A 14447-nucleotide genomic window follows, 5' to 3' on the forward strand; every position below is an offset into this window, starting at 1 on the left:
CATGACATCGCTCGAAATCGAAGGCGACGCCGCGCAGTTCGCCGAGGACACCGTGCTCGCGGACGACATTCAGGGCTTCACCGCGAAGACCCCGGCAGCGCAGACGAAGTCGGTATTGCTCACCGGGGCCACCGGTTTCCTCGGCGTGTTCCTGCTGCGCGAACTGGTCGCGGCCGACCTGACGGTGCACTGCCTGGTGCGGGCCGACTCGGTGGACAAAGCCCGGGAGCGGCTGCGCGCCAACCTGGCGTCCTACGACCTGACCGACCAGGTCGACCTGACTCGCGTCGAGCTCGTGCCCGGCGACATCACGCTGCCGCGGCTGGGGCTGTCCGAGGCGGACTACCTGGATCTCGCCGGACGGGTGGACGCGATCTACCACACCGCGGCCAAGGTCAACTTCCTCACGCCCTACAAGTGGCTGCGCAAGTCGACGGTCACCGGGATCCACGAGGTGCTGCGTTTCGCGGGTGCGGCTTGCGCTCCGCTGCACCATGTTTCGACCACCGGCGTCTTCAGCGGTCAGACCGGGGACAATGTGACTCCGCGCGGCGAGACCCACCCCACCGGGCCCGCCGAGGGGATGCCGCTGGGGTACACCAAGAGCAAGTGGGTCGCCGAGCAGCTGATCGAAGCCGCCCGCGAGCGTGGCGTCCCGGTCACGGTGCACCGGCCCACCCAGGTGTGGGGCGATTCGCGGTCGGGCGCGTGCCAGCGCAACGACTTCGTGTGGCGCTTCGTCATCGGCTCCATCCAGGCGGGGGTCTACCCGCGCAGGTTCCGGCTGAAGATGAACCTCGTCCCCGTCGACTACGTGTGCTCGGCCATCGTGGCCGTGTCACGGCGCGACGAGGCGGTGGGCGGCAGCTACCACGCGATCGGTCCGGAGGCCATCGACTCGGCCACCATCCAGGGCTTCATCGCCGCGGCGGGCTACGACCTCGCGGAGGTCAGCATCATCAAATGGCTGAAGGCGATCTCGGCCGACGTCGACAATGCCATGTTCCCGCTCATCCGCACCACCATGCTGATGGAGCAGGAAGAGCAGCCGCCGTTCACCGACGAGATCACGCGGGGATTCCTGCGCGGCGCGGGGCCCGACGGCGCCGACATCACGTGCCCGCCCATCGACGCGACGTTGTTCGCCACCTACACGGACTATTTCGTCCGCCGCGGGTTCCTGCCCGCGCCGTAAGACCCAGAGCAGCAGGAGAGTTCGATGACCACCGTATCGTTCGCCACTCACAGCAATCATTCCGCGACGCTCACCCGCCGCGAGCGTGGGATCGTGGCCCTGGCGGCACAGGGGATGTCGAACCGGGATATCGCCGAGCGACTGTTCATCTCCATCCGGACCGTCGAAAATCACCTGCAGCGCAGTTACCACAAGCTCGGCATTCACAGTCGGCACGAGCTCTGCGACGCCGCGGAGCGCATGCGCGCCGCCGTCTGAACAGGGAATGGTGATGGCACAGAACAGTTCGACATTGAGTGAGCTCCTGCGACCGATCCGATGGCGGTTGCGCACCGCGGTGCTGGCGCAGGGACTCGGCGCCGCCGCCGGGGTCGTGCCCTTCATCGCGATCGCGGAGCTGGGGCGCGTGCTGGTGGGAACCGGAGCGGACCGCTCCCACGACGCCTGGCGATGGGTGGTGGTCGCCGTGGTCGCGCTGCTGGTTCGAACCGTCCTGCTGCTCACCGCCGGCGGCATCACCCATTTCGCCGACAACGAATTGCAGCTGGACATTCGGCGGCGTCTGGTACGGCGGCTCGGCGAGGTGCCGCTGGCCTGGTTCTCCGAGCGCAATTCGGGCACCGTGAAGAAGGTCGTCACCGACGACGTGGAGGCGATGCACCACCTGGTGGCCCACTCCATGCTCGAGATCACCTCCGCCGTGGTGGTTCCGGTGACCTCGCTGGCCTACCTGATCTGGGTCGACTGGCGGATGACGGTGGTGACCGTCCTGCCGCTGGCGATCGGGCTGGGTCTGTATTCGGTCACCGCGGCCGCGATCGGCAAGAGCATGCCCGAGTACGGGCGGGCCATGGGTGAGATCAACGGCCGGGCAGTGGAATTCGTCCAGGGGATCGCGGTGGTCAAGATCTTCGGACAGACCCGTCGCGCCCACGAGCGGTACGCCCGGGCGGCCGAGGAGTTCGCCGCGTTCTTCACCGCGTGGGTGCGGTCGACGCTGACGTCGAAAACCATTGCCGAGGTGGTGCTGTCACCGGTGGTGGTGCTGACGGTGGTGCTCGGCGGCGGCGCGGTGTTCGTGACCCGGGGCTGGCTCGCAGCGGTCGACCTGCTGCCGTTCACGCTGCTGGGCGTCGGCCTGACCGCTCCGGTGCTGTCGCTGTTCTACGCGAGCTATGAGCTGAGTCTGGCGAAGACGGCCGCCGAGCAGGTCCGGGCGACGCTCGAGGCCGACGTCCTGCCGGTGCCGGCGAGTCCCCGTGTGCCGGAGGACAACACGGTTCGGCTCGAGGGTGTGCGCTGTTCCTACGACGGTGAGGTCGAGGTGCTCGCCGGTATCGATCTGGAGCTTCGCGCGGGCACGACGACGGCGCTGGTCGGACCGTCGGGTGCGGGCAAGAGCACGCTCGCGACCCTGGTGCCGCGGTTCCGGGACGTGAGCGCGGGCACGGTCACGATCGGCGGCGTGGACGTGCGGGAGATCGCGGCCGAGGAGCTCTATCGGCGCGTGGCCTTCGTGTTCCAGGACGTCCGCCTGCTGCGTGACACCGTCGCGGCGAACATCGCCATGGCCCGGCCCGGCGCGAGCCGCGACGAGGTCATCGCCATGGCGAAGGCGGCCGCGATGCACGAGGAGATCGAGGCGCTGCCGCGCGGATACGACTCGGTCATCGGACTGGACGCCCGGCTGTCGGGCGGTCAGGCACAACGGATTTCGATCGCCCGGGCGCTGCTCGCGGACAGCCCCATCGTCGTCCTGGACGAGGCGGCCGCCTACGCCGATCCGGAGTCCGAGGCCGCCGTGCAGGACGCCATGTCGCGCCTCACCGCGGACAAGACCGTGCTGATGATCGCGCATCGGCTGTCCACCGTGACCGGGGCCGACCAGATCGTCGTGCTCGCGGACGGCGCGATCGCCGAGCGCGGCCGTCACACCGAATTGGTCGACGCCGGTGGGCGATACGCCCGCATGTGGGCCGAGTACCAGCGCATCGAGGAGAGGACCGGGGCATGATCCGGAAACTGCTGACGGTCGTCGGACCCGAACACCGCGGGGCCCTGCGGCATATGCTCGCCGCGCTGGTGATCGGCGCGGTGTTGCAGGGCATCGCGTTCGCGCTGCTGGTGCCGATCCTGAAGACTCTCTTCGGATCGGATCCCGGCTCGGTGTTGTGGCCGTGGATGTACGTCCTGCTGGTCGTTCTCGTGCTCTACGCGTTCGAGTACTACGTGAGTCTGCAGCTCGGTGTCCGGGTGGGTGCGGCGTTGTCGCGCGGCCTGCACGCGCGCCTGGGCGACAAGGTGGCCTCGCTGCCCCTGGGCTGGTTCGGCGCCGACCGCGTCGGGATGGTCGGTCAGCTGGCCACCAAGAGCGTCATGGACATCATGGGCGTGCCCGCGCACCTGTTGCGCCCCTTGGTCAACACCGTCGTCACTCCTGCGACCGTGGTGGTGGCGCTGTATGTATTCGACTGGCGTCTGGCCGTCGCAGTCACTGTGACGGTTCCGCTGATCGTCCTCGTCTACCGCTGGAGCGTCACGCTCAGCGGCCGTGCCGATGCCGCGCGTGCCGCGTCCCGCGCGGAGACCGGTGGCCGCGTGGTCGAATTCGCGCAATTGCAGCCGGTGATCCGAGTGTTCGGACGCGGCGCCGGCGACGGGCTGCTCGAGGACGCGCTCCAGACCGATCACCGTGCGGCGCGGCGGGTATTGGCCACCGCGGTACCGGGATTGGTCGGGCTGAGCGTGGCCGTGCAGGCGACCTTCACCACCGTCATCGCGCTCGGCGCCTACCTCGTGCTCGACCGCGGCCTCGATGTCGCCACCCTGCTGGCCGTGCTGGTGCTCGCCGCCCGATTCACCGAGCCCATCGCGGAACTGGCGGTGCTGGGCTCCACATTGAAGTCCGCGGGCGGCGCATTGGATCGCGTCGTGGCGCTGCTGGCCGAACCCGTCCTGCCCGAACCGCTCTCTCCGGCGACGCCCGCGGGCAACGAGATCCGGTTCGAGTCCGTCGAATTCGGCTACGGCGACAAGCCCGTCCTGCAGGACGTGTCGTTCACCATTCCCGAGGGCACCACGACCGCGCTGGTCGGCCCCTCCGGTTCCGGGAAGACCACGGTCAGCCGCCTGATCGGACGCTTCTGGGACGTCGACGCGGGCCGCGTGACGCTCGGGGGAGCCGATATCCGATCCATCGCCGGGGTCGATCTGATGTCGCGAATCTCGGTGGTATTCCAGGACGTCTACCTGTTCGAGGACACCATCGAGGAGAACATCCGCCTGGGTCGCGCCGGTGCGAGCGCCGCGCAGGTACGGGCCGCGGCCGAGGCGGCGCGGGTCACCGAGATCGTCGATCGCCTGCCCGATGGCTGGGCGACCCGGGTCGGCGAAGGCGGTGCGACCCTGTCCGGCGGTGAGCGGCAACGTGTTTCCATCGCCCGCGCGATCCTGAAGAACGCGCCCGTCGTCCTGCTCGACGAGGCGACCGCCGCCCTCGACCCCGAGAACGAGCGAGCGGTCCACGACGCGCTGGCCGCCCTCACCGCGGACCGCACCGTACTGGTCATCGCCCACCGCCTGCACACCGTCATGCACGCGGACCAGATCCTCTTCCTGGATGACGGCTCCATAGCCGAACGCGGAACTCACGACGAACTTCTGGCCGCCGGCGGCCGGTACACCCGGTTCTGGACACAGCGCGACCGAGCTCGTACCTGGTCACTGACCTGAGCACGAGGCTCCGGCCGCCGACCTTGCCCCGGCACTCCGGCCTCCCGGCCGGAGTGCCGGTTGTCTGCCGCCGGGCTACCGTACGGACTGGACAGGTTGTTGCTGGACGGTCTCCGGCTCCGGACATCGTTGATCCGACAAGAGGAATCAGGCGGATGGATCGCCGGTACACAGGGATCAGTCGACGCCGGCTCTTCGCGGCCGGGGCCTCGACCGCCCTCATCGCACTGACACAGCCGACCGAGGCGGTGACGCTCACGCGGAACGCGACCCCCTACTCGGCGGGTCTCGCCGCGAGCGCGCAGCGGGCGGAGCTGGCGGAAGCGGCGATCGTCGGCAGGCATGTGCGCACGCTGTGGGGACAGCCGGGCGCGCGACTGGGCGCCCTGGCGTGGCCGTCGTCGTTGTTCGATCGATCATTGGTGAAGTGGTGTTATTGGTGGCAGGCCCACCTGCTCGACTGCGCGATCGACGCCGCGTCCCGCGCACGCACCCCCGAACGGATGGACCGGGTCTCCGCCATCGCGCAGGGCATCCGGACACGCAACCTGACCGGCTGGACCAACCGGTACTACGACGATATGGCGTGGCTGGTATTGGCGCTCGAACGTGCCGATCGGCTACTCGATGTCCGGTTCGGCGACGCCGCCGGGGACCTACGGGCCGCATTGATCGGCGGCTGGAATCCGGCCGTCGGCGCGGTGCCCTGGCGCGTCGGCGACGAGTACTTCAACACCCCCGCGATCGGTCCTACCGGAATCGCCATGGCACGGCTGGGCGAGTTGCCGCGCGCCCGGCAGCTCGCCGACTTCCTGCACACCCGGCTGCGCGATCCCGACAGCGGCCTCATCTACGACGGCATCCACGAGTCCGATGGGCGAGTGGACCGTACCCTGCTGACCTACTGCCAGGGTGTGGCCATCGGGCTGGAAACCGAATTGGCCGTGCGCACCGGCGAATCGGTCCACCACGACCGCGCGACCGCGCTCATCGCCGCGACCGGGAACAGGCTCGCGCCGACGGGGGTGATCGCCGGCGCCGCCGAGGACGACTCCGGGCTGTTCATGGGCATCCTCGCCCGGTACCTCGCGAATGCCGCACTGGCACTGGGCGATACCACCGCGGCGTCGATCGTGCACGCCTCGGCGCGTGCGGCCTGGGACAATCGCGCGGAGGTCCACGGCCTGCCGCTGTTCGGCATGGACTGGCGCCGCGCGGTCGCGGCGCCGGAACACCCGGAAGCCCTGGCCCAGCTCACCCACTCGTCCGCGCAGAACCTGAGTCCCGACCTGTCGGTACAGCTGAGCGGATGGATGCTGTTGGAGGCGGACTACCAGCTGACCGTCGCGGGGCGCTGAGCCGTCCCACCCCGCCCGCCGACGAAAGGTCGGTTCGGACGGGCGGGGCGGGAACGGCGCGGTTCAGCTCCGTGCGATGAGGTAGGGAGCGACGCTGCCGAGCTTCTCGCAGGTCTCCTCGAACTCGCGCTCCGGGTTGGATTGGGCGATGATGCCCGCGCCGGCGCGGAGCCAGGCGGCGCCCGCGGACTGGTAGACCGCTCGCAGCACGAGGGTGGCTTCGAGGGCGCCAGTGGGGGAGAGGGTCACGACCGCACCGGAATACAGACCGCGGGCGGAGCCGTCGATGCGGAAGATGGCATCGACGCAGGGGCGTTTGGGGATGCCGGAGGCGGTGACCGACGGGAAGAGGACTTCGAGGGCGTCCCAGGAGGTGCGGTGGGCGGCGAGGCGGCCCTGGACCGTCGAGGCGAGGTGCTGGACGCTGCCTCGTTCGCGCACGGACATGAAGTCGGTGACGGCGAGGGTGCCCGGGTCGGCGATCGTGGCGACCTCCGCGCAGGAGGCCCGGACCGACACCGCGTGTTCGACAATCTCTTTCGGGTCGTTCTGGAGGTCCGCGCACGCGTCCCGGTCGGCGGAGGGACCGCGGCCGAAGGCGCGGGTGCCGGCGAGCGGCTCGGTGGTCACGACGCCGTCGACGTCGACCGACACCACCAGTTCGGGGCTGAAGCCCGCCGCTTCGAGATCGCCGAGGCGGAGGAGGAACGATCGCGCGGGGGTGTTGTGGGCACGGCCGAGGCGGTAGGTCTCGGCGATGTCGACCGGGAAGGGCAGGTCGACCCGGCGGGACAGGATGACCTTGTCGTAGTGGCCCGAGCGGATTTCCTTGATGGCGGTCGCGACTCGCCGACGGTAGCCGGTCGTGTCGGCGGTGATGTCGACCGCGTCGGCCACCGGCAGCGGATCCACCGGCGCGGCGAGGATCTCGTCGATGTGCGCGGCCTCCTCGGCGGTCGCCCCCCACACCGTCACCTCGCCCGCGGTGATGGTGATCTCCAGTCGGGGAATCATCAGGTGCGCCAGTGTGATGCCAGGCGCGAGGTGGTGCTCGGCGGCCAGCGCGTGGGCGCAGAACTCGAAACCGATCCAGCCGTAGGCGGAGCCGGTCGCGGCGGTGGGATCGCTCAGACGCGCGCGGTCGATCGCCTGCTCGAGGGCGGTCACCGGGCGGCCGGTCCACGATTCCTCGGTGGTCGTTCCGCTCGCGGTGACCCGGACCTTGGCGGTGTCCAGTTCGATGATCGCCAGCGGGTCGGCCGCGAAGACCCACGCGTCCGGGCGCTCGTAGACGACGTAGTCGCCGAACAGTTCCGATCGTGCCAGCCGGCTGACCGCGGCCACCGGGTCCGCGACAGTGTCGGTGGCGGCAAACTCTGTTGTGGTCACGTGCCTTCTCCGTCGTTCTCTCACTGTGGCCCAGCCGATTCGCGGCGGGTCACTGGTACATCAGGGCTTTGTCCCAGGATTCGTCCGGGCCGAACAGATAGCGGGCCTTGAGGATGTCGCGCTGCGCGGTGAGCGCCTCGGCCGGCACGAGCGTGCCCGGCGGCAGCGGCGAGATCCGGTGCGGGATGCCGAGGGCCGCATCGATCGCGTCGCCCAATTCGCGTGCGGCGCACTCGCGGACGTCGTCGGGCGCTTCGAACTCCAGCAGCAGGGCTTCCGGGGTCGCCTGCGCGCGCCAGAACATCACGTCGAACTCGCGCGGCAGGGAGAAGACCAGCTCCTCGAGCTGATTCTGGGTGACCGTCCGACCGGCGACCGGATAGCCGAAGCCCGCGCGCCCCAGGACCCGCACGGTCGGCAGCACCCATCCGCAGGGACACCGGTCGTAGCTCACCTCGACGTCGTCGGCGAGGTTGTAGCGCAGCAAGGGCATGGCCTCGCGATACAACGGCGTCACCACCAGCTGGCCGCGGCCCGCGGTGCAGATCCGCCCGGTCTCGGGGGAGTACACCTCGAAGATCGCCCGGTCCGCCCACAGGTGCAGACGGCCGTCCGGGCATTCACCGGCGACGGTGCCGGTCTCGGTCGAGCCGTACTCCTCGACGATCTCGACGCCACCCCAGATCTCGCTGAGCCGGCGCTTCCGCGCGGCGGTCATGGGCTCGGCGGCCACGAACATCGCTCGGAGCGAAGGGAAGTCGGTGTCGGGGCGCAGGCCGGCCGCCCGCGCCGCCGCCGCGATCATCACGGCCTCGGTGGGATTGCACCAGGTGAGGGTCACGTCCAACGCGACGAGCAGCCGCACGATCCGTGCCAGCGGCAGGGCCAGTGACCGGGCGTCTCCGGGCACCACCGTCGCACCGCGCAGCCGCCCGGCCGCCTGGGCGAGGTGGCCGGTGATCACGAGCGCGTACGGGGTCCGAACCAGAAACGTGTCGTCGGGGGTGATTCCCACCCATTTGCGGGCGTATCGCTCCGCGAGGTCGACCCAGTCCTCGTCGGTGTAGTACGACGCGGTGGGCCGGCCCGAGGTGCCACTGGACTCGTGGTAGGTGGCCAGCTCCCGGCGGTCCGTCGCCAGCAGTCCGAACGGATAGCAGTCCCGCAGGTCCTGTTTGGTGGTCAGCGGGAGGGAATCGAAGTCCGCGGCGTCCACCGGAGCGCCGCCGTCGGCGTATCGGTTGCCGTAGAAGGGGGATCTGGCTGCGCGTTCGAACAGCTCGGGCAGCCGGGCCCGTTGTAGCGCGGCGAGCTCGTCGAAGCTCGACCAGTCGCCCAGCTCCGGGCGGCGGGTCGGCGCGGGATCGGTCGAAACCTGTGTCATGAGTACTCCTCGGGCGGAACGTATTCATGACTACCGTGGTCGGCGACGGCGGTGCCAGAGGTGAGGCTACTCAAAGTTGGACGACGGCTACTCAAATTTGCGAGGAGTTGTCCACGCCAACAAAATTGAGTACCGACTACTCATGAGATCCGGCGTCCGAGATGGTCGGATTGTCGCCATGCGGACCCAAGACCTGTATCTGGCGGGCATCGGAAGTGAAGTGCCGGAACTGATTCCGACGGCGTCGGCGGTCGCGGCGGGCTGGTACGACGAGGCGGCCCTGGCCGCATCGGGCCTGGAGTCGATCGCGGTGAGCGCGAGCACCCCGGCGCCCGAACTCGCGATCGCGGCCGCCCGGAAGGCGCTCGCGGCGAGCGGGCACCAGGCGGACGATATCGGCGCCCTGATGCACAGCTACACCCATCACCAGGGACCCGACGGCTGGTCGTCGGCCCACTACATCCTGAACAACACCCTGGACCGTCCCGTTCCGGCCCTCGAGATCAAACAGGGCTGCCTCGGCATGCTGGCCGGCCTGGAGGCCGCGGCGAATCGGCTGGCGGCCAACCCGTCTCACGACGCGGTGCTCATCACGACCGGTGACAACTTCTCGACTCCGCTGGTCGACCGGTGGCGGGCCTCGAAGCTGTTCGTGCTCGCCGACGCCGGATCGGCGGCGGTCGTGTCGCGCCGTGGCGGGTTCGCGAAAGTCCTCGCGGTCGGCTCGCTGTCGGACTCCTCGATGGAGGTGCTGCACCGCGCCGGTGAGGAGCTGTTCCCGCCCGGCGTCACCCGTGGCGTCGGTCTGAACTTCGACGACCGTGCCATGAAGGTGCGCGAGCAGTGGGCCGCGGGTCAGGCTCCGCCGATCCGCAACTTCGGCCTGCGCGTGGCCGAGATCGCCCAGCGCACGCTGGACGAGGCCGGGATCGGCATGGACAAGATCGTGAAGGTGTGCCACCTCGGCTTCGCCCGTGACTCCCTCGAGGCCATGTTCCTGTTGCCGCTGGAGATCGAGGAGCGGCAGGAGGTCTGGGATTTCGTCCGGACCATCGGGCACACCGGGACCGCGGATCTGTTCCTCGGACTCGAGCACGTCTGGGCGTCGGGCCAGGTCGGACCCGGTGATCATGTGCTGCTGATCGCGACGGCGGTCGGCATGGAGGCCGGCGCGGCCGTCGTCGAGATCCTCGCCCCGGCTCCGGCCGCCTAGGGGATCGCCATGCTGACCGGATGCACCCCGTGGCCCGCGGACACCGCCTCCCGGTACCGCCGATTGGGAATCTGGCGAGGTGAGCCGCTCGACGCCCTGCTCACCCGAGCCGCCGAACGCGACTCCGAGGCCATCGCACTGGTTCACGGCGATCGCCGCTATACCTATGGGGAACTCGAGGAGTGGGTCTTCCGGCTGGCTTCCGGTTTCGCTCACCGGGGCGTGGTCGCGGGCGAGCGTGTCCTGGTGCAGCTGCCGAACGTGCCCGAATTCGTCGCGATCGTCTTCGCGCTGCTGCGGCTCGGCGCGAAGCCGGTGTTCTCGCTCATCGCCCACCGGCATACGGAGATCACCCACCTGATGCGGCTGTCCGGAGCGACTCACTACGTGCTTCCCGATGTCCACCGCACCTTCGACCATCGGGACCTCGCCCTGCGCGTTCAGAGCGAGAACCCTTCGCTCAAAACGCTTTTCGTGGCCGGTGAGTCCGTCGAAGGCATGGTCGCGGTCGACGACCTCGGCATCGACGAGAACTGGACACCGCCCCCGGCCGACCCCTCGGACATCGCCTTCTTCCTCCTCTCGGGAGGCACCACGGCCTTGCCGAAGCTGGTGCCACGCACCCACGACGACTACGCCTACCAGCTGGACCGGACGACCGAGCTGTGCGGAGTCACCAGCCACGACACCTATCTCGCGGCGTTGCCGATCGAGTTCAACTTCGCCTGGGGATGTCCCGGCGTCGTCGGCACGCTGGCGGCCGGCGGCACCGTGGTCCTGTCCGACACCCCGAATCCCCTGGCCTGCCTGCCGCTCATCGAGCGCGAAGGGGTGACCTTCACCTCGCTGGTGCCCTCGGTGGTGTCCTTGTGGGTCGAGGTCGCCGAATGGTCCACCGCGAATCTGCGCAGCCTGCGGCTGGTGCAGATCGGCGGCGCGAAACTGACCCGCGATCTGGCGGCCAAGGTGATCCCCGCACTGAACTGCGATCTGCAGCAGGTCTTCGGGATGGCGGAGGGACTGCTCTGCTTCACTCGTCAGGACGACCCGCTCGAGGTGAAGCTGACCACGCAGGGCCGGCCCGTGTCCTACGCGGACGAGATCCGCATCGTCGACGGCGACGAGCTCGTCCGACCGGGCGAGGTGGGCGAGCTGATCACGCGCGGCCCGTACACGATTCGCGGCTATTACGCCGCGGCCGAACACAACGCGCGCGCGTTCACCCCGGACGGCTTCTACCGCACCGGTGATCTCGCGCGACTGACACCACGCGGCGACGTCGTCATCGAGGGCCGGATCAAGGACGTCGTCATCCGCGGCGGCGACAAGATCAACGCGGTGGAGGTGGAGGAACACCTCCTCGCTCACGAGTCCGTGGCGCAGGCCGCCGTGGTCGGCCTGCCCGATGAGTTGTTCGGCGAACGCATCTGCGCGTTCATCGTGCCGTCCGGGACCGCGCCGACGGTCGCGGAGGTGAGGCAGGCGATGCACGCGCGAGGCGTCGCCGACTACAAGCTGCCCGATGAAGTGCGCGTGGTCGCGGAACTGCCGCTGACCCCGCTCGGCAAGGTCGACAAGAAGGCGCTGGCGCGCACAGAGGAAGGAGTGCCGTCGTGACGAACGGTGCGGTTGACGGTGTTTCCACGATGCCCGGCGAGAACGAACTGCGAGCGATACTGGCCGTTCCACTCGAGTTGGCCGCCCCGGCCGAGCTCGACGCGGACGCGAATCTCGTGCTGCTGGGCCTGAGTTCGCTCGAGATCATGCGAATGGTGGGGCGCTGGAACAAGGCCGGCATCCCGGCGGACTTCGAGGTGCTGATCGACGTTCCCACGCTCCGGGCCTGGGTGACGTACTTCGCCGGGCTGGAGACCGGCCGATGAGCGAGCGCGCGGTACTGATCGAAGGCGGCTGCGTCTACCCGGCCGACCTCGGTGACAGCGTCATCTCCCGGGGCTCGGTCCTGGTGGTGGGCGAGCGGATCGCCGCCGTCGGCTCGGTGGAGGACGTCCGATCCGTCGTCGCCGCGCTCGACGAGCCGGCCCGAAATTCCCTGGAAGTCATCGACGCCCGGGCGATGATGGTGCTGCCGGGCCTCGTCAACGGGCACTGGCACGACATGTTCGCCATGGGCTTCCCCCTGCGCGGTGCGTTGCGGCCCGCGGCGGATCGAGCCGATGAGATCGGCTTCTTCGGCGGCGGCGGCGACATGCACACCATCTCGCGGACGTTCGACTCCTTCGACGGACTGATCACGGGTCTGACACCCGATGAGGCCTACGCCATCGCCCAGTATTCGATGTGGACGCAGCTGCGCGGCGGTGTCACCACGATCGGCGACGTCGGCTCGCTCAATCGCCCCCACGACATGGTCAGAGCCGCACTGGATCTCGGGATTCGATTCAGCGCGACCACCTGGGCGGGCGACGCCGTGTGCCCGCTCGGCGGCGACAAGTTCGAGCGCACGCGTGACGCCGACGGAGTCCTGTCCGCGGTCGAAGACCTGCTGCGGCAATGCGACTCCGATACGACGGGACGCATCCGGTGCCGTCCGAGCATCGCCTACGTGACCAATATGACCGACGAACTCGGCTCGGGCTTCGCCGATCTCGTCGAACGCCATGACGTGGGCTTCGCCACCCACGTCGGCGCGGTGCGCAACGAACCCGAGGTGCTGCGCACGTTCTACGGGACGACCGGTGTCCGCCGGTTGCACGACCTCGGCCTGTTGACCGACAAACTGACGGCGGCGCACTGCGCCTTCGTCGACGCCGAGGAACAGCAGTTGCTGCTGCGGGCCGGGGTCCACATCAGCCACTCGCCGGGGAAGTACGGGCCCGCGGGCGAATCCACGATCACCGAAACCGGTGTGGTGCCCGCGCTGCGACGCGCCGGCATGGACGTCTCCCTGTCCACCGACGGAGCCTCGCTGCCCAACGCCGGAATGGCCGAGACGATGCGCGCGGCATGGCTGAGCTACAACGAGATGGCCGCGAGCCAGATCGAGGTGCTGCCCACCGACGCGCTGGCCATGGCGACCCGCATCGCCGCCAAGGGCCTGCGGTGGTCGGGGGAAATCGGCAGTCTCGAGCCGGGCAAACAGGCCGACCTGGTCCTCGTCCGCACCGACGACTGGCGCTACCTGCTCAATCCCCGTCCGCTGGAAAGCTTCCTGTGGCTCGGCGGTTCCGCCGACGTGGACACCGTGATGGTCGCGGGCCGGACCCTGATCGCCCGCGGCGAGCCGGTGGGGACCTCCTTCGCGGAGTTGCGCGACCGCTACCTCGACGCGCTGGGCTCGTTCACCACGCGCTGCCTGCGCGTGCCCGGTGACGTGGTCGGCGGCATCCTGAGCGGAGTCGCGCGATGAAGGTCGCGGTGGTCACCGGCGCGGCCGGAGGAATCGGCGAGGCGATCGTCCGCGAGCTGGCCTTCGCCGGGATCGCCGTCGCCATGGTGGACCGGGATCGGGCGGCGCTCGAGCGGGTGGCGTCCGGACTCGGCCTGGAGGATTGCCGAGTGCTGGGCCTGGTCGCGGATGTGAGCTGCGCCGAACAGGCCGAGGCCGCTGTGCTCGAGGCCGGTAATGCCTTCGGGCCCATCGACTATCTCGTCAACGCGGCCGGTGTCCTGCAATCGGGATGGGTCGCCGAAATGACCGACGACGACTGGCATTCGACCCTGGCGGTGAACGTCGGCGGCGTATTCCACATGAGTCGCGCGGTCTCGCGGCACATGATGCGCCGATCCAGCGGCGCGATCGTCACCGTGTCCTCGAACGCCGGCTCGACACCACGGATGGGCATGGCCGCCTACGCCGCTTCCAAGGCGGCCGCGACGATGTTCACCCGCTGCCTGGGGCTCGAGCTCGCGAAGTACGGGATCCGTTGCAACGTGGTGGCTCCCGGCTCGACGGACACACCGATGCTGACCGCGTTGTGGAAGTACGAGCAGGCCGAACGCGTCGCGGTGGACGGCGTCCCGGAGGCCTTCCGGCTGGGCATACCCCTGGGCCGCATCGCGCAGCCCGACGATATCGCCGCGGCCGTGCGCTTCCTGCTCTCCGACGCCGCGGCCCACATCACTCTGCAGGAGCTCGTCGTCGACGGCGGCGCGACCCTGGGTGTCTGATCGAGGAGGACTGTCTCCGTGGCTATTTCGCCCATTACCCCCTAT

At 69.3% G+C, this 14447-nt stretch carries 12 protein-coding genes; 10 read left to right on the forward strand and 2 right to left on the reverse strand.

The window, feature by feature from the left end; genetic code table 11:
• Position 1: 1 nt before the first annotated feature.
• The 5 genes from ABZ382_RS08030 (at position 2) to ABZ382_RS08050 (ending at position 6285) form a co-directional block, all read left to right on the forward strand.
• Complete coding sequence (locus ABZ382_RS08030; protein ID WP_357085594.1) at positions 2-1195, forward strand: thioester reductase domain-containing protein; 1194 nt, start codon at positions 2-4, stop codon at positions 1193-1195.
• A gap of 24 nt (positions 1196-1219) precedes the next feature.
• Entirely contained in the window at positions 1220-1453 is a 234-nt protein-coding gene (locus ABZ382_RS08035; protein WP_357085596.1) for a LuxR C-terminal-related transcriptional regulator, read from the forward strand.
• A gap of 13 nt (positions 1454-1466) precedes the next feature.
• The gene (locus ABZ382_RS08040; protein ID WP_357085598.1) at positions 1467-3209 is read left to right on the forward strand and encodes an ABC transporter ATP-binding protein; all 1743 of its coding nucleotides are present in this window, start codon (positions 1467-1469) and stop codon (positions 3207-3209) included.
• Positions 3206-4927: an ABC transporter ATP-binding protein gene (locus ABZ382_RS08045; RefSeq protein WP_357085599.1), complete on the forward strand. Its 1722-nt coding sequence runs from the start codon at positions 3206-3208 to the stop codon at positions 4925-4927. The genes ABZ382_RS08040 and ABZ382_RS08045 overlap by 4 nt, the downstream gene beginning before the upstream one ends.
• A 155-nt stretch (positions 4928-5082) precedes the next feature.
• The gene (locus tag ABZ382_RS08050; RefSeq protein WP_357085601.1) at positions 5083-6285 is read left to right on the forward strand and encodes a glycoside hydrolase family 76 protein; all 1203 of its coding nucleotides are present in this window, start codon (positions 5083-5085) and stop codon (positions 6283-6285) included.
• Between the two features lie 63 nt (positions 6286-6348).
• On the opposite strand, the gene ABZ382_RS08055 is transcribed toward ABZ382_RS08050, so the two are convergent.
• Positions 6349-7674, reverse strand: coding sequence for a salicylate synthase (locus ABZ382_RS08055; protein WP_357085603.1), 1326 nt, complete (start codon positions 7672-7674; stop codon positions 6349-6351).
• Between the two features lie 49 nt (positions 7675-7723).
• Complete coding sequence (locus tag ABZ382_RS08060; protein ID WP_357085605.1) at positions 7724-9058, reverse strand: AMP-binding protein; 1335 nt, start codon at positions 9056-9058, stop codon at positions 7724-7726.
• A 178-nt stretch (positions 9059-9236) separates the two neighbouring features.
• On the opposite strand from ABZ382_RS08060, the gene ABZ382_RS08065 reads away from it, so the two are divergent.
• Genes ABZ382_RS08065 through ABZ382_RS08085 form a run of 5 tightly spaced genes read left to right on the forward strand, consistent with a single transcriptional unit; the run spans position 9237 to position 14402 of the window.
• A complete protein-coding gene (locus ABZ382_RS08065) occupies positions 9237-10271 on the forward strand; it encodes a ketoacyl-ACP synthase III family protein (protein ID WP_357085607.1) in 1035 nt (344 codons plus the stop codon).
• 9 nt (positions 10272-10280) lie between these two features.
• Positions 10281-11888: an AMP-binding protein gene (locus ABZ382_RS08070; RefSeq protein WP_357085609.1), complete on the forward strand. Its 1608-nt coding sequence runs from the start codon at positions 10281-10283 to the stop codon at positions 11886-11888.
• Positions 11885-12154: a phosphopantetheine-binding protein gene (locus ABZ382_RS08075; protein ID WP_357085611.1), complete on the forward strand. Its 270-nt coding sequence runs from the start codon at positions 11885-11887 to the stop codon at positions 12152-12154. Before ABZ382_RS08070 ends, ABZ382_RS08075 begins: the two co-directional genes overlap by 4 nt.
• A complete protein-coding gene (locus ABZ382_RS08080; protein WP_357085613.1) occupies positions 12151-13641 on the forward strand; it encodes an amidohydrolase family protein in 1491 nt (496 codons plus the stop codon). Before ABZ382_RS08075 ends, ABZ382_RS08080 begins: the two co-directional genes overlap by 4 nt.
• Positions 13638-14402 (forward strand): 2,3-dihydro-2,3-dihydroxybenzoate dehydrogenase, encoded by a 765-nt coding sequence (locus ABZ382_RS08085; protein WP_357085615.1) that lies wholly within the window; start codon positions 13638-13640, stop codon positions 14400-14402. The genes ABZ382_RS08080 and ABZ382_RS08085 overlap by 4 nt, the downstream gene beginning before the upstream one ends.
• Positions 14403-14447 lie beyond the last annotated feature (45 nt).

This window comes from Nocardia sp. NPDC005825 (assembly GCF_040630175.1).
Taxonomy (GTDB): domain Bacteria; phylum Actinomycetota; class Actinomycetes; order Mycobacteriales; family Mycobacteriaceae; genus Nocardia.